Origin of the sequence: Arthrobacter sp. 18067 (assembly GCF_902706295.1) — a bacterium.
In the GTDB taxonomy this organism is placed as follows: domain Bacteria; phylum Actinomycetota; class Actinomycetes; order Actinomycetales; family Micrococcaceae; genus Arthrobacter.
The window spans coordinates 163,478-184,176 of record NZ_CACSJJ010000009.1; the positions used below are offsets into that span (position 1 = coordinate 163,478).

General features: G+C 62.7%; 16 protein-coding genes. 5 read left to right on the forward strand and 11 right to left on the reverse strand.

Going from position 1 to position 20,699, the window contains the following annotated elements:
• The first annotated feature begins 15 nt into the window (after positions 1 to 15).
• Positions 16 to 1,701, forward strand: coding sequence for a formate--tetrahydrofolate ligase (locus GVL04_RS11100; protein ID WP_159703993.1), 1,686 nt, complete (start codon positions 16 to 18; stop codon positions 1,699 to 1,701).
• Positions 1,702 to 1,855: 154 nt separating this feature from the next.
• Here GVL04_RS11100 and GVL04_RS11105 read toward each other — a convergent pair whose 3' ends face one another.
• The 8 genes from GVL04_RS11105 to glmS form a co-directional block, all read right to left on the reverse strand.
• Positions 1,856 to 2,941, reverse strand: a complete 1,086-nt coding sequence (locus tag GVL04_RS11105) for an inositol-3-phosphate synthase (RefSeq protein WP_024817551.1) — start codon at positions 2,939 to 2,941, stop codon at positions 1,856 to 1,858.
• A gap of 171 nt (positions 2,942 to 3,112) precedes the next feature.
• Positions 3,113 to 4,150 carry an L-glyceraldehyde 3-phosphate reductase gene (gene mgrA / locus GVL04_RS11110; protein ID WP_159703996.1) on the reverse strand — a complete coding sequence of 346 codons (1,038 nt, stop codon included), beginning with the start codon at positions 4,148 to 4,150 and terminating at the stop codon, positions 3,113 to 3,115.
• 82 nt (positions 4,151 to 4,232) lie between these two features.
• Complete coding sequence (treZ, locus tag GVL04_RS11115; RefSeq protein WP_159704065.1) at positions 4,233 to 6,005, reverse strand: malto-oligosyltrehalose trehalohydrolase; 1,773 nt, start codon at positions 6,003 to 6,005, stop codon at positions 4,233 to 4,235.
• Positions 6,006 to 6,063: 58 nt separating this feature from the next.
• A complete protein-coding gene (treY, locus tag GVL04_RS11120) occupies positions 6,064 to 8,376 on the reverse strand; it encodes a malto-oligosyltrehalose synthase (RefSeq protein ID WP_159703999.1) in 2,313 nt (770 codons plus the stop codon).
• The gene (glgX, locus tag GVL04_RS11125) at positions 8,373 to 10,652 is read right to left on the reverse strand and encodes a glycogen debranching protein GlgX (protein ID WP_159704002.1); all 2,280 of its coding nucleotides are present in this window, start codon (positions 10,650 to 10,652) and stop codon (positions 8,373 to 8,375) included. The genes treY and glgX overlap by 4 nt, the downstream gene beginning before the upstream one ends.
• A 69-nt stretch (positions 10,653 to 10,721) precedes the next feature.
• Positions 10,722 to 12,293 (reverse strand): NAD(P)H-hydrate epimerase, encoded by a 1,572-nt coding sequence (locus GVL04_RS11130; protein WP_200846817.1) that lies wholly within the window; start codon positions 12,291 to 12,293, stop codon positions 10,722 to 10,724.
• A gap of 18 nt (positions 12,294 to 12,311) precedes the next feature.
• Positions 12,312 to 12,659, reverse strand: a complete 348-nt coding sequence (locus tag GVL04_RS11135; protein WP_018760400.1) for a holo-ACP synthase — start codon at positions 12,657 to 12,659, stop codon at positions 12,312 to 12,314.
• A 4-nt stretch (positions 12,660 to 12,663) separates the two neighbouring features.
• Entirely contained in the window at positions 12,664 to 14,547 is a 1,884-nt protein-coding gene (gene glmS / locus GVL04_RS11140; RefSeq protein WP_159704005.1) for a glutamine--fructose-6-phosphate transaminase (isomerizing), read from the reverse strand.
• 139 nt (positions 14,548 to 14,686) lie between these two features.
• Between glmS and coaA the strand changes: the two genes are divergently transcribed.
• On the forward strand, positions 14,687 to 15,658 hold the full coding sequence (gene coaA / locus GVL04_RS11145; RefSeq protein ID WP_026539842.1) for a type I pantothenate kinase: 972 nt from the start codon (positions 14,687 to 14,689) through the stop codon (positions 15,656 to 15,658).
• A gap of 67 nt (positions 15,659 to 15,725) precedes the next feature.
• Positions 15,726 to 16,541 (forward strand): D-alanyl-D-alanine carboxypeptidase family protein, encoded by an 816-nt coding sequence (locus GVL04_RS11150; protein ID WP_159704069.1) that lies wholly within the window; start codon positions 15,726 to 15,728, stop codon positions 16,539 to 16,541.
• Positions 16,542 to 16,608: 67 nt separating this feature from the next.
• Here the strand turns inward: GVL04_RS11150 and glmM are convergent, their stop codons facing one another.
• From glmM to rplM, 3 genes are all read right to left on the reverse strand, one after another.
• Entirely contained in the window at positions 16,609 to 17,973 is a 1,365-nt protein-coding gene (gene glmM / locus GVL04_RS11155; protein ID WP_159704008.1) for a phosphoglucosamine mutase, read from the reverse strand.
• Positions 17,974 to 18,142: 169 nt separating this feature from the next.
• Complete coding sequence (gene rpsI, locus GVL04_RS11160; protein ID WP_011775553.1) at positions 18,143 to 18,649, reverse strand: 30S ribosomal protein S9; 507 nt, start codon at positions 18,647 to 18,649, stop codon at positions 18,143 to 18,145.
• 38 nt (positions 18,650 to 18,687) lie between these two features.
• A complete protein-coding gene (gene rplM / locus GVL04_RS11165; RefSeq protein ID WP_011775554.1) occupies positions 18,688 to 19,131 on the reverse strand; it encodes a 50S ribosomal protein L13 in 444 nt (147 codons plus the stop codon).
• A 287-nt stretch (positions 19,132 to 19,418) separates the two neighbouring features.
• Between rplM and GVL04_RS11170 the strand changes: the two genes are divergently transcribed.
• Positions 19,419 to 20,078 (forward strand): prepilin peptidase, encoded by a 660-nt coding sequence (locus GVL04_RS11170; protein ID WP_159704011.1) that lies wholly within the window; start codon positions 19,419 to 19,421, stop codon positions 20,076 to 20,078.
• Between the two features lie 318 nt (positions 20,079 to 20,396).
• Positions 20,397 to 20,597: a Flp family type IVb pilin gene (locus GVL04_RS11175; RefSeq protein ID WP_159704014.1), complete on the forward strand. Its 201-nt coding sequence runs from the start codon at positions 20,397 to 20,399 to the stop codon at positions 20,595 to 20,597.
• Positions 20,598 to 20,699: the final 102 nt, after the last annotated feature.

The window sequence follows — 20,699 nt, forward strand, 5'->3', positions numbered from 1 at the left end:
AGCCGAAGGACAACGATGTCTGAAAAGGTCATGACTGATCTTGAAATTGCCCGCAACGCCACCATGCTGCCCATCGAGGACATCGCCGAACGGGCGGGCATCAACGTGGATGCCCTGGAGCTGTACGGGCCATACAAGGCGAAAATCAATCCGGCCAAACTGGTACTCCCGTCCGGGAAGCCCAACGGCAAGGTGGTGCTCGTATCTGCCATGTCGCCCACTCCTGCCGGCGAAGGCAAATCCACCACCACAGTGGGACTCGCGGACTCCCTGGCCCGTGCAGGGCACAAAGTGATGATCGCTTTGCGCGAGCCCTCCCTGGGTCCCATCCTGGGCATGAAGGGCGGCGCCACAGGTGGCGGCTACTCCCAGGTGTTGCCCATGGACGACATCAACCTGCATTTCACTGGCGACTTCCACGCCATCACATCTGCGAACAACGCGCTCATGGCGCTGGTGGACAACCACATCTTCCAAGGGAACGAACTTGGAATCGATCCCCGCCGCATGACGTTCAAACGCGTGCTGGACATGAACGACCGCTCACTGCGGGAAGTCGTCATCGGGCTCGGTGGGCCCATGCAGGGAGTGCCCCGGCAGGACGGCTTCGACATCACGGTCGCTTCCGAGATCATGGCGGTCTTCTGTCTCGCCACGGACCTCGACGACCTCAGGGCGCGTCTTGGACGGATCACTTTTGGGTACACCCATGACCGTGTGCCGGTCACTGTGGCGGACCTTGGTGTGGAGGGTGCCCTGACCATGCTCTTGAAGGACGCCATCAAACCCAACCTCGTCCAGACCATCGCCGGAACGCCGGCGTTGGTACATGGTGGACCGTTCGCCAACATTGCCCATGGCTGCAATTCCCTGATCGCCACCACCACCGCAATGCAGCTGGCCGACATCGTGGTCACCGAGGCCGGATTCGGAGCCGACCTGGGCGCCGAAAAGTACATGAACATCAAGGCGCGCATCGCCGAGGTGGCGCCATCCGCCGTCGTGGTCGTAGCAACCATCCGTGCCCTCAAGATGCAGGGCGGGGTTCCCAAGGACCAACTCAGCCAGCCCAACGTCGAGGCCGTGGCTGCGGGGGTGGAGAACCTGAAGAGGCACGTTGGGAACGTCGCAAAGTTCGGTATCTCCCCTGTTGTCGCCATCAACAAGTTCGGCACCGACACTCCCGAGGAACTTCAGTGGCTCTTGGCTTGGTGCGCCGCGGAAGGCGTGGAGGCCGCCGTCGCTGATGTTTGGGGCCACGGAGGTGGAGGCGACGGCGGTGACGAGTTGGCCGCGAAGGTGGCAGCTGCCCTGGGCGCCCCGTCCAACTTCCATCACCTCTACCCCCTGGGACTCAGCGTTGAGGACAAGATCCGAACGATTGTGCAGGAGATCTACGGTGCCGAGGGCGTCGAATTCTCGGTTCCGGCCTTGAAACGCCTCGCCGAGATCGACAAGAACGGCTGGTCCGGTCTCCCCGTCTGCATGGCCAAAACACAGTACTCGTTCACGGACGACGCCTCCAGGCTCGGCGCACCCAAGGGATTCAGGGTCCATGTCCGAGACCTGATCCCCAAGACCGGGGCAGGGTTCATTGTCGCCTTGACCGGGGCCGTCATGACCATGCCGGGCCTGCCAAAGGAACCGGCGGCGATGCGCATGGACGTGGACGCTGAAGGACAGCCCACCGGCCTCTTCTGACGCTCTCACCTCCAACCCCCTTCCGCCCAACCCTCTCTCACTCTCTTGAAGAAAGTGAGAGAAGATCGGCCCACAAGCGACAGGACGTGAGAGAGCGTCGGGAGACGACAAACGCCCCCGTATCGGATACGGGGGCGTTTGATGTAACGGGGGTTTAGCGCTCGATGTCACCGCGAATGAAGGCTTCAACCTTGTCACGGGCGAGGTCATCGTTGAACTGCTCCGGCGGGGACTTCATGAAGTAGCTGGAAGCCGAGAGAAGGGGCCCGCCAATGCCGCGGTCCAGGCCGATCTTGGCGGCACGGATGGCGTCGATGATGACACCTGCGGAGTTCGGGGAGTCCCAAACCTCGAGCTTGTACTCCAAAGACACCGGGGCGTCACCGAAATTACGGCCTTCGAGGCGGACGAAAGCCCACTTGCGGTCATCAAGCCAGGCAACGTAGTCGGACGGGCCGATGTGGACGTCGTCGGCGTGCAGCTCGGCCTCGACGTTGGAGGTCACAGCCTGGGTCTTGGAGATCTTCTTGGACTCGAGGCGATCGCGCTCCAGCATGTTCTTGAAGTCCATGTTGCCGCCGACATTGAGCTGGTACGTGCGGTCCAGCGTGACGCCACGGTCTTCGAAGAGCTTGGCCATGACGCGGTGCGTGATGGTGGCACCGATCTGGCTCTTGATGTCATCCCCCACGATCGGGATGCCGGCCTCGGTGAACTTGTCAGCCCACTCCTTGGTTCCGGCGATGAAGACGGGCAGTGCGTTAACGAACGCAACACCGGCGTCGATGGCGCACTGGGCGTAGAACTTTGCGGCCTGGTCCGAACCAACGGGCAGGTAGCAGACCATGACGTCGGCCTTGGCCTCCCGCAACGCTGCGACGATGTCCACAGCTTCTTCCGGGGCCTCAACGATGGTCTCGCGATAGTACTTGCCCAGCCCGTCAAGGGTGTGGCCGCGCTGGACGGTGACACCGGTGGCGGGGACGTCGGCGATCTTGATGGTGTTGTTTTCGCTGGCGCCGATGGCGTCGGCCAGGTCCAGTCCAACCTTCTTGCCATCAACATCGAAAGCGGCAACAAACTGGACGTCGTTGACATGGTACTGGCCGAACTCGACGTGCATCAGACCCGGGATCGTGGCCTTGGGGTCAGCGTCGCGATAGTACTGAACACCTTGGACCAGCGATGCGGCGCAGTTACCTACACCGACAATGGCAACACGAATCGGATGTGAAGACACGGAACTCCTCTTGAGAACTAAACCTCATGTGCCAGGCGCAACCCTGACTGAGTCCAGGGCACGACTGATTGGCACGGCGCCATTCGGCGCACTCTTGCATTGTAACCAACACAGCAGGGGCCGGCTTTGTTCCCGACCGACCCCTGCTGTTTTATGGCGAAACTTCGGAGGCTACTTCTGAGCCCACCGGTTGATGTCCGATTCCACTGCGAACTCGTCAATGGCCGTCAGTTCGTCCGTGGTGAACTTCAGGTTGTTGATGGCGGCGAGTGTGTCCTCGAGCTGGGCCACGCTTGAGGCCCCAACCAGTGCAGAGGTCACCGGCGAGCCCTTGGGCTGGTCACGGAGAATCCAGGCGATGGCCATCTGCGCCAGTGATTGCCCACGGCCCTCGGCGATGGCGTTCAGCCCCCGCACACGATCCAGCTTCTCCTCGGTCAGCTGGGATTCAGACAGGAACCGCTCCTTGGCAGCCCGCGAATCGGCCGGCACGCCCTTGAGGTAACGGTTGGTCAGCATTCCCTGGGCAAGCGGCGAGAAGGCAATCGATCCGGCCCCCACCTGGTCCAGTGCCTCGTAGAGGTTGGGTGATCCGTTCTCGGTCCACCGGTTCAGCATGGAGTAGCTGGGCTGGTGAATGAGCAACGGTGTTCCGAGCTCCTTAAGGATCCGGGCAGCTTCCAGTGTCTGTTCCGGGGTATAGGAGGAGATGCCGGCATACAGGGCCTTGCCGGAACGGACAGCGTAGTCCAGCGCGCCCATGGTTTCTTCAAGCGGCGTCTCCGGGTCCGGGCGGTGGCTGTAGAAGATGTCCACGTAGTCCAGGCCCATGCGCTCCAGGGACTGGTCGAGGCTGGAGATCAGGTTCTTGCGGGATCCCCACTCGCCGTACGGGCCGGGCCACATGTAGTAGCCGGCTTTCGTGGAGATCACCAGTTCGTCGCGGTACGGCTTGAAGTCGTCCTTCAGGTGGCGTCCGAAGTTCGTTTCGGCTGATCCGTCCGGCGGACCGTAGTTGTTGGCGAGGTCGAAGTGGGTAACACCCAGGTCAAACGCCCGGCGCAGGATGGCGCGCTGTTCGTCGAACCGCTTGTCATCGCCAAAGTTGTGCCAAAGGCCCAGCGAGATGGCGGGGAGCTTGAGTCCGCTGCGTCCGACGCGGCGGTAGGGCATGGTTTCGTAGCGGTTTTCCGCAGCCGAATAAGTCATACGTACCATCCTGCCACTGCACAAACCGGGGCGACGGCGCTGTCCGCCATGTGGGCGCCGTCACCCTCGGCGTGGCTCGGGTTCAGTGGAGACGAACGACGGCGGCGCTCCCGCCGGGAAGCGTCAGAGTTCCTTTGTCCAGGGCTGCTTCATGGTCAGTGGCCACCAGGATGGAGCCGCTTAGGGGTGTTCCGAGTGCTTCGTCCCCAAAATTGCACACCACCCGGACGGTGCCGCGGGACATCTGCAGCCAGTGTTCGTCGTCGTCATACTCCACCACCGTGCTGCCGAAGCCTCCTTCCACCAATTCCGGGGTGTTCCGGCGCAGCTGTGCTAAATCCTTGTACAGCTGAAGCAGGCGCGCGTGGTCCCCTTCGCCGGTTTCTTCCCACTTGAGTTTGGACCGCAGGAACGTTTGCGGATCCTGTGGATCAGGAACAACCGCGGGATCCCATCCCATGCGTTCGAATTCCTTGATCCTTCCCTCGGCCGTAGCCTTGCCGAGTTCCGGCTCCGGGTGGGAAGTGAAGAACTGCCACGGCGTGGACGCACCGAACTCCTCACCCATGAACAGCATGGGCGTGAAGGGGGATGTCATGGTCAGCACGGCGCCGATTGCCAACTTCCCGTAACCCAGCGAGGCGGTGAGTCGATCTCCGATAGCGCGGTTGCCGATTTGGTCGTGGTTTTGGAGGCAGACCACCAGCGCTGATGGATGTGCCAGGTCCCGCCGAATGGGCCTGCCGTGGTGCCGTCCACGGAAGCTGGAGTAGCTGCCGTCGTGGAGGAATCCGTGTTCCAGGACCTTCGCCAGGACTGCGAGCGAGTCGAAGTCCGCGTAATAGCCGGCGGTCTCCCCGCTGAGGTTGACGTGGACGGCGTGGTGGAAGTCGTCGCTCCACTGGCCTTCGAGTCCGTAGCCGTTGTCCCTGCGGGGATAGATGAGCCGTGGGTTGTTCAAATCCGATTCCGCAATCAGGGTCTTGGGGATCCCTGTCTCGGCCTCGATCTGATCCCCCAAGGCTCCGAAGTCCTCCAGGATATGGACGGCCCGTTCGTCGCGCAGGGCGTGGACGGCATCGAGACGGAGTCCATCCACGTGGTAGTCACGGAGCCACATCGCCGCGTTCTCAAGGATGTAGCGCCGAACGTCGTCCGAACCCGGGCCATCCAGGTTTACTGAGTCGCCCCAGGTGTTCCCCTCCCCCGACTTCAGGTACGGTCCGAACTTGGGTAGATAGTTCCCGCTGGGCCCAAGGTGGTTGTAGACGACATCCTGAATGACGCCCAAGCCTGCGGCGTGGGCAGCATCGACAAATCGTTGGTACGCCGCCGGGCCGCCGTATGGCTCATGGACAACATACCAAAGGACGCCGTCGTAGCCCCAGTTGTGGACTCCGTTGAACCCGTTGACCGGCAGCAGCTCAATGAAGTCCACGCCAAGGTCCACCAGATAGTCCAGTTTGGCGGCGGCTGCATCCAGCGTCCCCTCAGGGGTGAAGGTACCCAGGTGCAGCTCATAGATGACAGCCCCCTTAAGCTCCCGGCCTTGCCAGGCCGAGTCCTGCCATTCATGGGCGGAAGGATCGAATGTGACGGATAACCCGTGCACGCCCTCAGGTTGCCTCCGCGACCGCGGATCCGGGAACGGTCCCTCTCCGTCCACGACGTACCCGTAGGGCACACTGTCACCTGACTGAGCCACAGCGTCAGCCGGCGCCCGCCACCATCCCGCGGCGGCGCCGTCGTGATGGTGTTCCATGACGTACTCATGCCCGCCGGCAAGCAGCCGGACCGAATCAGCATTCGGCGCCCAGACGTCGTAACGGTTCTTTCCAGCGGCGTGCTCCAGCATCATGCTCCCCTGTACATATTCAAGCGTGCGTTGCAGTGGCGGTGTGGGTGGTCCGGAATCAGTCAGTGGGCACCAAAAGGGCCACCGGATACTGCTCCAGCAGAGTGGCCACCGGGACGGCACCGGCACCATACGTGGCACCAGTGAGTTCGTTCCGGAAGCCTACGGATAACTCGATGACCGTGTCGCGCCAGCCGCCTTCGGCTACCAGGCGTTTGGGGAGGCGAGTGCCAACAGTGAGGGCGCCGCGCCGGTTTGTGCCGCGGTCGAAAGCAACCACGTGGGTTGCTGCCGGCCCTTGGGCTGCCACCGGAAGGTAGCCGCCGAACAGCTCAGGCCGGTCGCGGCGTAGCCTCAAGGCCCGGGAGACAACCAGAAGCTTGGCGGCTTCCTCGGTGTAATCAGGCTGCGCTCCCATGTCCAAGTCCGCCAACGCTTCGATGCGGGCCTGGAAGTCCACGGGGCGCCGGTTGTCAGGATCGGTCAGCGAACCATCCCTGAATTCCGTGCCTTGGTACACGTCAGGGACACCGGGCATGGTCAGCTGGATGAGCTTGGCGGACAGCGAGTTGGAGGTGCCGTACGGTTCGAGCTCAGCCACGAAGTTCGTGATCGCTGCCGCAACTTCCGGCATATCAAAGGCGGCGTCGACGGCGGCAGCAAGGTGGCGCTCGAACTCCTGGTTGGGGTCGGTCCAGTTGGTGGAGTTGCCTGCCTCACGGGCCGCTTTCAACGCGTAGGACTGGAGTCGTCCACGGTCTGCCGGCCATGCGCCGACGATCGACTGCCACACGAGTGCAGCCAAGGGTCCATCCGGGATAGGGGCCAGCTCCTGGACCGTCCCGAGGAACAATTCCCACTCGGGGACAGCTTCGGAAATGACGGAGATCCGTGCACGGGCGTCCTCGCTGCGCTTGGTATCGTGCGTGCTCAAGGTAGTCATTGACAGCGGCAGATTGGCTTGGCGACGGGCCATGCGCTCATGGAAATCCTGGGTGGAGACGGCAAACTCGGTGGGGTCTGCACCCACCTCGGTCAGCGTCCCAAGCCGTGTGTAGCGGAAGAACGCCGTGTCCTCCACGCCCTTGGCCATCACCATGCCGGATGTCTGCTGGAAGCGACGCGCGAGCTCGCCTTCGGTGTCCAAGAGGTACGGCGTCAGGTCTTCCAGCACCGCCTTCAGGTCTTCACGGTTCTCCGCCGCACGGTTGATGGACTCCAGCAGTATCTCCTGGCCATACGGGAGATACGTCCGGTAGATGGGGAAGCAGCAGATGACTTCCGCGATGGCGTCAGCCACCATCTCCGGAGACAGCTGGGCGGCCTTCGGCACAAGACGCGCGAGCCGCAGGATTTCCGATCGCAGGATGCCGTCCGCAATACGGCGCTTGGTCCCATGGATCATGGCTTCGTAGTCCGCCGGAGCTTCCGCGTCCCGCAACCTGGCGTCGAGGGAATCGAGGTATTCCTCGGCGGCCGGGTCCACAAACAGGCGGTCCACGTCAGCGAGTGCGTCGTAGCCGGTGGTGCCTTCACAGTCGAAGGTGTCCGGCAACGTCTCCCCCGGTTCCAGGATCTTCTCTACAAGAAGGTAGGCGCCGCCCGTTGCCTCGCGGAGCCTGGCGAGATACGCCTCAGGATCAGCCAGGCCGTCCGGGTGGTCGATCCTGAGTCCGTCCACCAGCTCTTCACGGAACCAGCGGACGATCTCTTCGTGGAACTCGTCAAAGACCCAGGGGATCTCCACCCGTACGCCGGCCAGAGTATTCACGGCGAAGAAGCGACGGTAGTTCAGTTCGGCATCCGCCCTGCGCCAGCCCACCAGCTCGTAGTGCTGCCGCGCATGGACATTCCGTGGGCTGTCCCCGCTGCTGAACGTGCCTTCGGCCAGCGGAAGGCGGTGATCGTAGTAGTGCAGTTCGCCGTCCACAATGGTGAGCTGGTCAAGGTCGTCGTCACTGCCAAGGATCGGGATGCGGATTTTCCCGCCACCGAAATCCCAGTCAACATCGAAGGCCTCGGCGTACTTGGACGTCCGCCCTTCCTTCAGGAGCTGCCACCACCAGGAGTTCTGCCCGGGAGAGGCAACACCCATGTGGTTGGGCACTATGTCGGCAAGAATGCCCAGACCCTGCTCACTGGCGGCCTGGGACAGGGCAGCGAGCCCCTCCGGACCGCCGCGTGCGGGATCCACGGTGGAGGGATCGGTGACGTCGTAGCCGTGGTCCGAGCCCTTCTCCGCGGTCAGGATCGGCGAGACATAGACCCAGTCGGCTCCAAGGGAGCGCAGGTAGCCAGTGAGCTGGGCAGCGTCCTGCAGCGTGAAGCTTGGCCGGATCTGGAGGCGATACGTCGAGACGGGTGTCCTCATGAGTCCACCTTCTTTGATGCTCCGGCTTCCTCATCCGCAGGGGCGTCTGCCTTGTAATCGAAGGGCAGCGACGTCACGGCAGGGGCGGTGATGGATGCCGTTTCCGGGGTGCTCGTCTGGGTCAGCGCCGCCAACGAAGCCGCGACCGAATGGTCAGGCTCCACCTCAGGGGTGCTGTGCGCACGCAGCACCACCAGGGACTTGGCACCGACCATGAGGATCTGGTCCGGCTTGACGACACCGGCTTCGGCGCCCTCTCCGGCGGTGTCGATCATGACGTCCCACGCCGGCGCGTATTCATCGGAAGGGATCCTGAAGCCCACCTCATCCTGGTCTGCGTTGAAGTAGAGCAGGAAGTTGACGTCGGTAATCCGCCGGCCCTGGTTGTCACGGCCGTGGATGCCATCGCCGTTGAGGAACACACCCACCGAACGGCCCAACGCCTCATCCCAATCAGAAGGACTCATGGTGCTCGCGTCAGCGTCCAACCAAACAATGTCCGGGAGACGCTCGCCTTCGCCACGCAGTACAGGGCGTCCGTCAAAGAACCGGCTGCGGCGCAGGCTGGGGTGCTTGGCCCGGAGCGCGCACACCGCGGCCGTGAACTCGATCAGGGGCTGGTCCACAGTCTCCCAGTTGATCCATGTGAGTTCGGAGTCCTGGCAGTAGCCGTTGTTGTTGCCGCTCTGTGTCCGGCCGAGCTCGTCGCCGTGCAGGAGCATGGGGACGCCCTGGGAGAGGAACAAGGTGGCGATGAAGTTGCGCTGTTGGCGTGCTCTCAGGCCAAGGACAGTGGGATCATCCGTGGGCCCCTCGGCACCGCAGTTCCAGGACCGGTTGTGCGATTCGCCGTCATTGTTGTCTTCACCGTTGGCCTCGTTGTGTTTCTCGTTGTAGGAGACGAGGTCGGCCAAGGTGAAACCGTCGTGGGCGGTAACGAAGTTGATCGAGGCCACCGGGCGACGGCCTGAATGTTCGTAAAGGTCCGCCGATCCAGTCAACCGGGAAGCGAATTCACCCAGGGTGGATGGTTCACCACGCCAGAAGTCGCGGACGGTGTCCCGGTACTGGCCGTTCCATTCCGTCCACTGCGGCGGGAAGTTGCCCACCTGGTATCCGCCGGGGCCTACGTCCCACGGCTCGGCAATGAGCTTCACCTGGGAAACTACGGGGTCCTGCTGGATGAGTTCGAAGAACGTGGAGAGCTTGTCGACGTCGTAGAACTCGCGCGCCAAGGTGGAGGCTAGGTCAAAGCGGAAACCATCAACGTGCATTTCCGTCACCCAGTAGCGCAGGGAATCCATGAGTAACTGCAGGGAATGCGGGCTGCGGACATTGAGGGAATTGCCCGTGCCGGTGTAGTCCATGTAGTACTTCTGGTCATCCTCCACCAGCCGGTAGTACGCGGAGTTGTCGATGCCCTTGAAGGACAGCGTGGGCCCCAAGTGGTTGCCCTCGGCTGTGTGGTTGTACACGACGTCAAGGATGACTTCGATTCCCGCGTTGTGCAGTGTCCGGACCATTGCCTTGAAGTCCTGGACCTGCTGGCCGGTGTCGCCCTTGGAGCTGTAGCTGTTGTGGGGCGCGAAGAAGCCAATGGTGTTGTAGCCCCAGTAGTTGTTCAGCCCCTTGTCCTGCAGGATGCCGTCGTTGACGAATTGGTGGACCGGCATCAACTCAATGGCAGTAATGCCAAGCTTCTGTAGATGGGAAATGACCGCAGGATGCGCGACTCCGGCATAGGTGCCGCGCTGCTCCTCGGGTACCTCAGGATGCATCTGGGTCAGGCCCTTGACGTGGGCCTCGTAAATGACCGACTTGTGGTACGGAATCCGCAGGAGCTTGTCGCCATCCCAGTCGAAGAACGGGTTGATGACCACGCCCAGCATCATGTGCGGGGCTGAATCCTCATCGTTTCGGGATTCCGGGTCCCCCATGTTGTACGAGAACAGGGACGGATCCCAGTCAATCTGCCGGTGGATGGCCTTGGCGTAAGGATCCAGCAGCAGCTTGTTGGGGTTGAAGCGCTGACCGGAATCGGGGTCGTAGGGCCCATGCACCCTGTAGCCGTACTTCTGCCCCGGCTGGGCTTGCGGGAGGTAGCAATGCCACACGTAACCGTCCACCTCGGTGACGTCCACGCGGACTTCCCCGCCGTCGTCGTCGAAGAGGCACAGCTCCACTTTTTCGGCCTTCTCGCTGAACAGCGCGAAGTTGGTACCGGTGCCGTCAAAGGTGGCACCCAGCGGATAAGCCGATCCAGGCCAGACTTCCATGCGTTCTCCTCTTGATGATGCGAACAACTGCTGCAAGCCTACTCATGACCCATGACACGGACAGTAACCTTAGGGTCTTGTACGGTCGCATTCCGCGTTGAGCGAACCAATGACGCGCGGCACCGCAGCCATGATCGCCGACGCTGTAAGGGGTCCTCCATCCAGTTCTGCGGACGCTGCCGACCCTGCCCGGCCATGGACGCTCGCGGCAACCGCGGCCAGGGCAGCCCAGCGGTCGGCAACATCCAAGCCCAAGCCTGCGTACGCGCCGTCGTCGTCCGTGATCGATTCTGCAGACTGCGCCAGCAAGGCGCCCAACACGCCGCCGAGGACGTCGCCGCTGCCTGCGGTCGCCATCCACGCGGTGCCCTCGGACTGGCTGAAAACAACGCCCGACGGCGAGGCAACCAGTGTGGTTGCACCTTTCAGCAGCACGGTTGCGCCAGTTTGTTCGGCGGCCTTCCGTACGAAGTGCAGCGGCCGGGATTCCACGTCGTCGCGCGTCACGGCTACCTCGCCCGTGGAAGGAAGAGAGGCCAGCAACGTGGCGAGTTCTCCTGCATGCGGTGTCAGAATCCAGTGGGGAGGGCAGCGTTCCGGCAGAAGGCTCAGGGCGCCGGCATCCACCACCACCGGCACATCAGCCGCGAGAGCCACCGCCGCGGTGTCCTTGGCGCGCTCCAATTGTTCGTCGCCGTCAACACCGGAGCCCAGCAACCACGCTTGGACGCGGCCAGGCTCAGCGGATTCCCACAATGCTTCCGGAGTCTTGGCCAGCACTAGCTGCGCGACGATTTGGGGGCCGAGGTACCGCACCATCCCCACGCCAGTGAGGGCTGCCGCATGGACGCCCAGGACCGCGGCGCCGGCAAAACGCGCAGAACCGGCCACAACGCCAAGGACGCCCCGGGAGTATTTCTGTGCGCGGCGGCCAGGCTTGGGCAGCAAGGCTCCCACGTCCTGGGCAGTGAGGCGGCGGAGTTCCGGTTTTTGTGATTCCAGGTCAATACCGATCCGCACAAGTTCGATACGGCCGGAAGACCCTTCGCCCGGATCCGTCATCAGGCCGGCCTTGACGCCGCCAAAAGTTACAGTGACGTTCGCGTCCAGCACCGGCCAGTGCACTTCTCCGGTGTTGGCATCGAGCCCGCTGGGGAGGTCGCACGCCACTACCAACCGCGGACGCAGTTCCTGGAGAGACGCAACCAGTTCCGCAGAGGGGCCGCGTAAGCCCCCACGGGCCCCCGTACCCAGCAACGCATCAATGATCACGTCGTCGCCGGCGCATAGGACCGCGAGCTCTTCAGCATTCCCAGGCTCCAGCCGCAGAGTCCTCCCGCCTGCCGCAGAAAATGCAGCCAGCGCCTCAGGATGCACCTCATCAGCGGCGAGTACCGCCGTCGTACGCATCCCCCGCCGTGCAAGTAAGGCCGCCGCAAAAAGGCCGTCGCCACCGTTGTTTCCCTTGCCGGCGAGGACTGTGGCGCTTGCACCGGGCAGCTTGCGCCTGCGTTTGACCTCACGCGCCACTGTTTGGGCAAGCCCATAAGCTGCCCGTTGCATAAGAACAGCGCCCTCACCGGAGCCCAGGAGCGGTTGTTCCGCATCCCTGATCTGTTGTCCGGTGAAGGCGCTGATCATTTGCTGTTGAGAGTCCGTTTAGCCCTCGGCGAGGACAGTCGCCGTAGCGATGCCGCCGTCGTGGCTTATGGACAGGTGCCAGCGCTTGACGCCCTTGGCCTCAGCCACGGCAAGCACGGTTCCTTTGACCTGGACCGTGGGGCCATTCTGGTCGAGGCCGATCCAGCAGTCCTGCCAGTTCATGCCTGCCGGAGCGCCCAGGACCTTGGCCACGGCTTCCTTGGCTGCAAAACGGGCAGCCAGAGAGCGTGTGTTGAGTTCCCGTTCGGCAGGAACAAACAGGCGGTCCCGGAGTCCGGGCGTCCGTTCCAACTGCCGGCCGAACCGTTCGATGTCTACGACGTCTACGCCAATGCCAACAATCATGGCGTTATTCTACGGTCACGCTCTTGGCGAGGTTACGCGGCTGGTCTACGTCGTAGCCCTTGGCGCCGGCCAGTTCAGCAGCGAAGATCTGCAGCGGAACGGTGGTGAGCAACGGCATCAGCAGCGTGGGCGTCTCGGGAACGTAGAACACGTGCTCTGCGTAGTCCTTGACCGACTCGTCGCCTTCTTCAGCGATCACCAGGGTACGGGCACCACGTGCACGCACTTCCTGGATGTTGCTGACCACCTTGGAGTGCAGGGAGTCGCGGCCACGCGGGGACGGCACCACGACGAAGACCGGCTGGCCGTCGTCGATCAGGGCGATCGGACCATGCTTGAGCTCACCTGCGGCGAAGCCTTCAGCGTGGATGTACGCGATTTCCTTGAGCTTCAAGGCGCCTTCGAGGGCAACCGGGTAGCCAACGTGGCGGCCCAGGAACAGCACGGACTTCTCGTCCTTCATGCTGCGGGCGAGCTCGCGCAAGGGTCCTGCGTTGTCCAGGATGTGCTGGATCTTGGCCGGGATCTTGTTGAGGTCCGCGAGGACGTCCTTGATCTGGCCGGAGAAGATGTTGCCGCGCAGCTGCGCAAGGTACAGGCCCAGGAGGTATGCAGCGGTGATCTGCGCCAGGAATGCCTTGGTGGAAGCAACAGCGATTTCCGGGCCGGCGTGCGTGTAGAGCACGGCGTCGGATTCGCGCGGGATGGTGGAACCGTTGGTGTTGCAGATGGAGATCGTCTTGGCGCCCTGTTCGCGGGCGTAACGGACGGCCATCAGCGTGTCCATGGTCTCGCCCGACTGGCTGATGGAAACCACCAGGGTGTTGGAGTCCACGATCGGATCGCGGTAACGGAACTCGTGCGCAAGTTCCACCTCCGTGGGGATCCGGCACCAGTTCTCGATTGCGTATTTGGCAACCAGGCCGGCGTAGGCCGCGGTACCGCAAGCCAGCACGATGATCTTGTCAACCTGCTTGAGGAGCTCCGGATCGATGCGGAGCTCGTCCAGGGTCAGCTTGCCGTCGAGGTCGGAGCGGCCCAGGAGGGTCTGCGCGACGGCGTCGGGCTGGTCGTGGATTTCCTTCTCCATGAAGGAGCTGAAGCCACCCTTTTCGGCAGATGCCGGGTCCCAGTCGACGTGGTATTCCTTGCCCTCGGCGGGAGCGCCGAAGAAGTCGGTGATTTCCACGGAGTCCGCGGTGATGGTGACGATCTGGTCCTGGCCCAGCTCCACGGCGCGGCGGGTGTAGTCGATGAAGCCGGAGACGTCGGAGCCGAGGAAGTTCTCGCCATCGCCCAGGCCCACTACCAGCGGAGAGTTACGGCGGGCAGCAACGACGACGTCGGGCTGGTCTGCGTGTACTGCCAGAAGGGTGAAGGCGCCTTCGAGTCGCTGGCAAGCCAGGCGCATCGCCTCGGTGAGGTTGCCGCCGTCGCCATTGAGCTCGGTGCGGAAGATGTCCCCTACCAGCGCGGCAGCAACTTCGGTGTCGGTTTCCGACTCGAAGGTGACGCCCTTGGCGAGCAGTTCCTGCTTGAGCTCAGCGAAGTTCTCGATGATGCCGTTGTGAATAAGTGCAAGGCGGCCGCCGTCGGAGAGGTGCGGGTGCGCGTTGCGGTCGGTGGGGCCGCCGTGGGTGGCCCAACGGGTATGGCCGATGCCGGTCAGGGATTCAGGGACCGGATTTGCTTCCAGTTCACTGATCAGGTTGCTCAGCTTGCCGGACTTTTTACGGGACGAGATTGCCCCGTCAGCCACCACTGCGACGCCTGCGGAGTCATAGCCGCGGTACTCAAGACGGCGCAGCCCTTCCACGACGACGTCAAGGGCGCTGTGACCAGCTGCCTTGCGAGACGAATTGCCAACATAGCCTACGATTCCACACATGGGTACAAGCCTAACGTCTAGCGCAAACAACTGACGTGGGACATCCCAGCTCCTCCTCTTGCCAGTATGATGTCCAACCCTCACAATTCACCCTCCCGTCGTCGCGCATTTCCTGATCCGCCGCGTGGAGGGCAGAATCATGAGCGTGACTTTGCAACGCACCGAAGCTAATGGCGACGGCGCTTCCCCATTTGTAGAGCTGGACCGTCAAACGTGGTCCAGGCTTGCAGCGCAGATGGAGCAGCCCCTCAACGAAGAGGACATCTTCCGTCTCCGCGGCCTCGGTGACCCCCTGGACATGAAGGAAGTCCGCGAGGTTTACCTTCCGCTTTCGCGGCTCCTGCACCTGTATGTCCAGGCATCGCACCAGCTCCACGCGGCAACAACCACCTTCCTGGGCGAGCAAACCCAACGCACGCCGTTCGTCATCGGCGTGGCAGGCTCCGTGGCCGTCGGCAAGTCCACCATCGCCCGCGTGCTTCGGGAAATGCTCCGGCGCTGGCCCGGGACCCCCAATGTGGAACTCATCACCACGGATGGTTTCCTCTACCCTTTGGCCGAGCTCAAACGCCGGCATCTGCTCGAACGCAAGGGATTTCCGGAGTCATATGACCGCCGCGGGCTCCTTCGCTTTGTCTCGGAAGTCAAAGGTGGCGCCGAAGAGGTTCGGGCGCCTTGGTATTCCCACGTAACGTACGACATTGTTCCGGGCAAGGAAGTGGTGGTTCGGCGTCCCGATGTCCTGATCGTGGAAGGCCTGAACGTCCTCGCCCCGGCCCGCCCCCGAATGGACGGCAAGCAAGGACTGGCCGTCAGCGACTTCTTCGACTTCTCCATCTATGTGGACGCCAAGACCTCTTACATCGAGGAGTGGTACGTGGACCGCTTCCGGAAGCTGCGGACCACAGCCTTCGCGCAGCCGGAGTCCTACTTCCACCGTTACGCCACGCTGTCCGACGACGACGCCGAATCGACCGCCCGCGGCATTTGGAAGCGCATCAACGAACCCAACCTCGAAGAAAACGTGCTGCCTACCCGCGGCCGGGCCCAACTGGTACTCACCAAGGACGCTGACCACTCCATCCGCCGCATGCTGCTGAGGAAGGTCTAGCGTGGCCGATCCGAAACGACTTCCCAGCCGACGCGTTTTCGCGGGCCTGTTGACAGCTGGCGCTGGAATGGCAGCCCTGGCCGCCTGCACACCTGAGAACGCCGTTCCCTCCCCGGTCGCCGCCAACGCCGCGAGCGGGGCTGCCTCGGCCTCCGAAACACCGCCCGCGGCCGCCTCCGGCACCCCGACCACGGCGACTGCCGCAGTGGAGCCGGACGCTGTTACACCGTCACCCAGCACTGCCCCTTCCAGCACTGCCCCATCCAGCGCCGTTGCTCCGCAGCATTCGCTGACGGACCCCACCAGCCCCTGGGTTATCGTCAACAAACACCGCCCCCTCAACCCCCAGGACTTCGTCCCGACAGATTTGGTTCAGCCGAACGTCCGCCTCGCCGTCAGCGGCGAAGCCGCACTGCTCAACAGCACGACGGCGGCTGCCGCAGAAAAGCTCTTCGCGGCCGCTGCAGCGGGGGGCGTCATCATGACGCTGGCTTCGGGCTACCGCTCCTACTCCACGCAAGTGGCTACCTACGGCGGGTACGTCGCCAGCACGGGCCAGGCGGCGGCAGACCGCGCCTCAGCCCGCCCGGGGCACTCCGAACACCAGACCGGCTGGTCCTTCGACATCGGAGACGGCGGAGGGGCATGCAGCTTCCAGCCATGCTTTGCTGACCAACCGGCCGCAGTGTGGGCGAAAGCCAACGCGCACAAGTTTGGCTTCGTGGTCCGCTATCCATGGATGTTCCACGACACAACGGGATATTTCTACGAGTCCTGGCACCTGCGCTACATCGGAGTGGAGGCCGCAACCGATATGTCAGCGCGCGGCATCGCGACGCTGGAAGAGTACTTCGGACTCGAAGCGGCACCCGACTACCTTTAGCCCTTAAACGGCTTCGGCCCGCTCCCTGCCTGAAGCGGGGAGCGGGCCGAAGCCATTTTCAAACGTCTTAGACAGCCATCTCGCTGGAAGCGCCCAAACGCTCCTTGACCACCGCGGCAAGACCACTGCAGATTCGCTCAGCCGTCTCCATGTCGGCCGCTTCGACCATGACGCGGACCAATGCCTCGGTACCCGAGGGGCGGAGAAGCACGCGGCCGGTCTCGCCCAATTCGACTTCCGCTGCAGCCACAGCAGCGGCAACGCCTTCATCAGTACCGGCACGGGCCTTGTCCACGTCCTTGACGTTGATCATCAGCTGCGGGAGTTTGGTCATCGCCGTAGCGAGATCCTTGAGGCTGCGGCCAGTCAGGGCTACCTGGGCTGCGAGCTGCAAACCGGTCAGGACGCCATCGCCTGTGGTTGCGTAGTCGGAGAAGATCACATGGCCCGACTGTTCGCCACCGAGGTTGTAGCCGCCGTCGCGCATTTCTTCGAGCACGTAACGGTCGCCCACCCCGGTTTCGCGGATGGTGATACCGGCGTTCTTGAGAGCAATCTTGAGCCCGAGGTTGCTCATGACGGTCGCAACGAGGATGCTGTCCTTGAGCTTTCCGGCGTCATTGAGGGCAAGTGCCAGGATGGCCATGATCTGGTCGCCATCAACTTCGTTGCCTTCGTGGTCCACGGCAAGGCAGCGGTCGGCGTCGCCGTCGTGGGCTACGCCAAGGTCTGCGCCGTGCTGCAGCACAGCTTCCTTCAACGGGCCCAAGTGGGTGGAGCCCACGCCCTCGTTGATGTTCAGGCCGTCCGGCTCGGCGCCGATAACCACGACGTCCGCGCCGGCATCCTTGAATACCTGGGGTGAACAACCGCTCGCTGCGCCGTGGGCGCAGTCGAGGACCACCTTCAGGCCGTCCAGGCGCTTGGGAAGCGTGCCCAGCAGGTGCACGATGTAGCGGTCTTCAGCGTCGGAGAACCGCTGGATGCGTCCAACGTCCGCTCCAATCGGGCGCTGTGGCTCTTTGCCAAGCTGCGCCTCAATGGCGTCTTCGACGTGGTCCGGGAGCTTCTGGCCGCCCCGGGCGAAGAACTTGATGCCGTTGTCCGGAGCGGGGTTGTGCGAGGCCGACAACATAACGCCGAAATCGGCGTCCAGATCTGCCACCAGGTAGGCGGCCGCAGGCGTGGGAAGAACACCGGCGTCATAGACGTCGATGCCGGAGCTGGAAAGCCCCGCTTCCACGGCGGCAGCAAGGAACTCACCACTCGCCCTGGGGTCCCTGGCGACGACGGCGCGCGGCCGCTTGCCGTTGGTTGTGCGGTCATGGCCGAGTACGACGGCGGCGGCCTGGGCGAGCTGCATAGCCAGCTCTGCGGTGAGCAATCCGTTCGCGAGACCGCGCACGCCATCTGTTCCAAATAATCTAGACATCGGCTCAAGTTTAGACGACGACGGGACACCAGCCGTCCAGGGGGCGTGTCGGAGCGTCACATGCGAGCCATTCCCGGCGCTGTTGACGTTCGGTATTAACGACGAAAGCCCGCCCCGCCGAAACGGCGGAACGGGCTTTCGATACCCCAGCGATTTGGGGTGAAGCGAATTAACGCTTGGAGTACTGCTGAGCCTTGCGAGCCTTCTTGAGACCGGCCTTCTTACGCTCGATGACGCGGGCGTCACGGCTGAGGTAGCCGGCCTTCTTGAGGGTGGCGCGGTTGTTGTCGACGTCGATCTCGTTCAGCGAGCGAGCAACGCCGAGGCGCAGCGCACCGGCCTGGCCGGAGATGCCACCGCCGTGGATACGGGCGATGACGTCGTAGGCGCCTTCAAGATCAAGGATCTTGAAGGGCTCGTTGACGTCCTGCTGGTGCAGCTTGTTCGGGAAGTAGTTGTCCAGCGTGCGACCGTTGATGGTCCACTTGCCGGAACCCGGAACAACGCGAACGCGTGCAACGGCTTCCTTGCGGCGGCCAACTGCTGCGCCTGCAACGGTCAGCGCCGGGCGCTCCTTCTTGGGCGCGTCTTCAGCAGACGTGCTTTCAGAGGTGTAGCTGGTGAGGGTTTCCTCAGCCTCGACGGCTTCGGCGGTCAGTTCTTCGTTCTGAGCCACGGTTCTCCTTGTAATGAAAAGTTGGTTGGTGGCCAGGACTACTGGGCGACCTGGGTGATTTCGAAAGTCTTCGGCTGCTGTGCAGCATGGGGGTGCTCGGGGCCTGCGTAGACCTTGAGCTTGCCCAGCTGCTGAGCGGCGAGGGAGTTCTTGGGGAGCATGCCCTTGATGGCCTTCTCAACAGCGCGAACCGGGTTGGATTCCAACAGCTCGGCGTAGTTGACGGAGGTCAGGCCGCCCGGGTAACCGGAGTGGCGGTATGCGCGCTTCTGCTCCAGCTTGGCGCCGGTGAGGGCAACCTTTTCAGCGTTGATGATGATGACGAAGTCGCCCATGTCCATGTGGGACGCAAAGGTCGGCTTGTGCTTTCCGCGCAGCAGTGTTGCGGTCTGGCTGGCAAGACGACCAAGGACAACGTCGGTGGCGTCAATGACGTGCCACTGGCGGTTGATATCGCCGGGCTTCGGGGTGTACGTACGCACGGTTTTGCCTCGTTCTTGTTCTGGCGTTCATGTTTTAGGCGACACGCAATAAGGCGTGTACCTACTATGTATGCGCTACCGGAGCAGAGGTGAGGGCTCTATGTACCAGTCATCCCAGGATCTCGAAATGCCTCAGGAGTTAGCGATCCTGCAACTGGATCCCCCGCAAGGCATGTGTCATCGAGATAGGACACGCACAACGACTCTAAACAATACCGTCAACGGGGTGCCCGGGTCAAAATGGGGTAACCGCCCCTGGGGGTCGCGCACTGATTGAGGGAGAGTACATGACCGACGGGCCCGCCTTTCCGCTCATCATCGCCCTGGCCGGCCTCCTGCTGAGCCCGGCTTCGGAGTTCGTGATCGCCCGCGGGCTGCCGCAGCTCGGTGGAGTCCCCTCCCCTAGGGTCCGGATGACGACGGCGGCAGTCACCGCGCTGCTGTTTGGCTTGCTCGCGTGGCGGTTTGGCATCTCTTTGGAACTGCCGGCATTTCTTTTACTGGCATTACTTGGCGTACAGCTTTCACGGATCGATTTCACACTGCACTTGCTGCCTAATGCCCTCATTGTGCTCCTCCTGGGAGGCGGCCTGCTGCTCCTGGCGGCCTCCGCAGCGCTTGTTCCGGGATGGCCGGAGCTGTTGCGCGCCGTCGCCGGCGGTGCCATTTTGTTCGCGGGCTACCTAATTCTTGGACTTATTTCGCCGGGAAGCATCGGAATGGGCGACGTGAAGCTGGCAGCACCCCTTGGCATGTACTTGGGGTACTTGGGTTGGCAGCAGCTTTTCTATGGCGCTCTCTTGGGGTTCGTGGTGGGCGGGGTGCTGACGGTGCTGATGTTACGCATGGGAAACCGCGAAAAACCGCGGGAAACAGCACACGGACCGGCCATGGTGAGCGCGACCCTGGGTGTCATTCTTCTCCTCAACCAGCTTTACGAGTACTGACGACTTCCGCGGCTGAACGCCGCCCCCAGCCGGCCTGAAACCACTAAGCACTCTTTGTTTTCCAAGTAGTCCGGCGTCGCCCCCTACGCGAAGACTGAGTACCCGATTCAGGGGCATCGAGTACCCCCGCCCAGTCCCGCACGAAAATTTGAGTACGACTACGCATTGTTTGGCGTGCCCTGGAGAAGCAATTCTTGTCTTATCGAATTCCGAACCGCTAAGGCAACATGGGGGTAGTTCGGGAATCGAGCAAATTCCGATAATTTGCTGGACCTATATCTTGGCAATTTACAAACAAAAATCTGGGAAGGATTTACCATGAACACTCTTATGGTCAACATGATTGCATTCGTCGCCGGCGTCAAGGATCGCTTCACCAAGGAAGAGAGGGGTGCAACCGCCGTTGAGTACGGCATCATGGTTGCGCTGATCGCGGTTGTCATCATTGCCGCAGTTGGTATCCTCGGTGGCTACCTCAACGACGCCTTCAAGGCCATCAACGCCGAACTGAAGCCGTAGCGCACAAGAAGTCCAAGGCTACCGCCAACACTCTGCCGGCTGTCCGCCCCAACCGGACAGTCGGCAGTGTTGTTTCAGTTTCGCTGGCCCATCCCGGCCTGC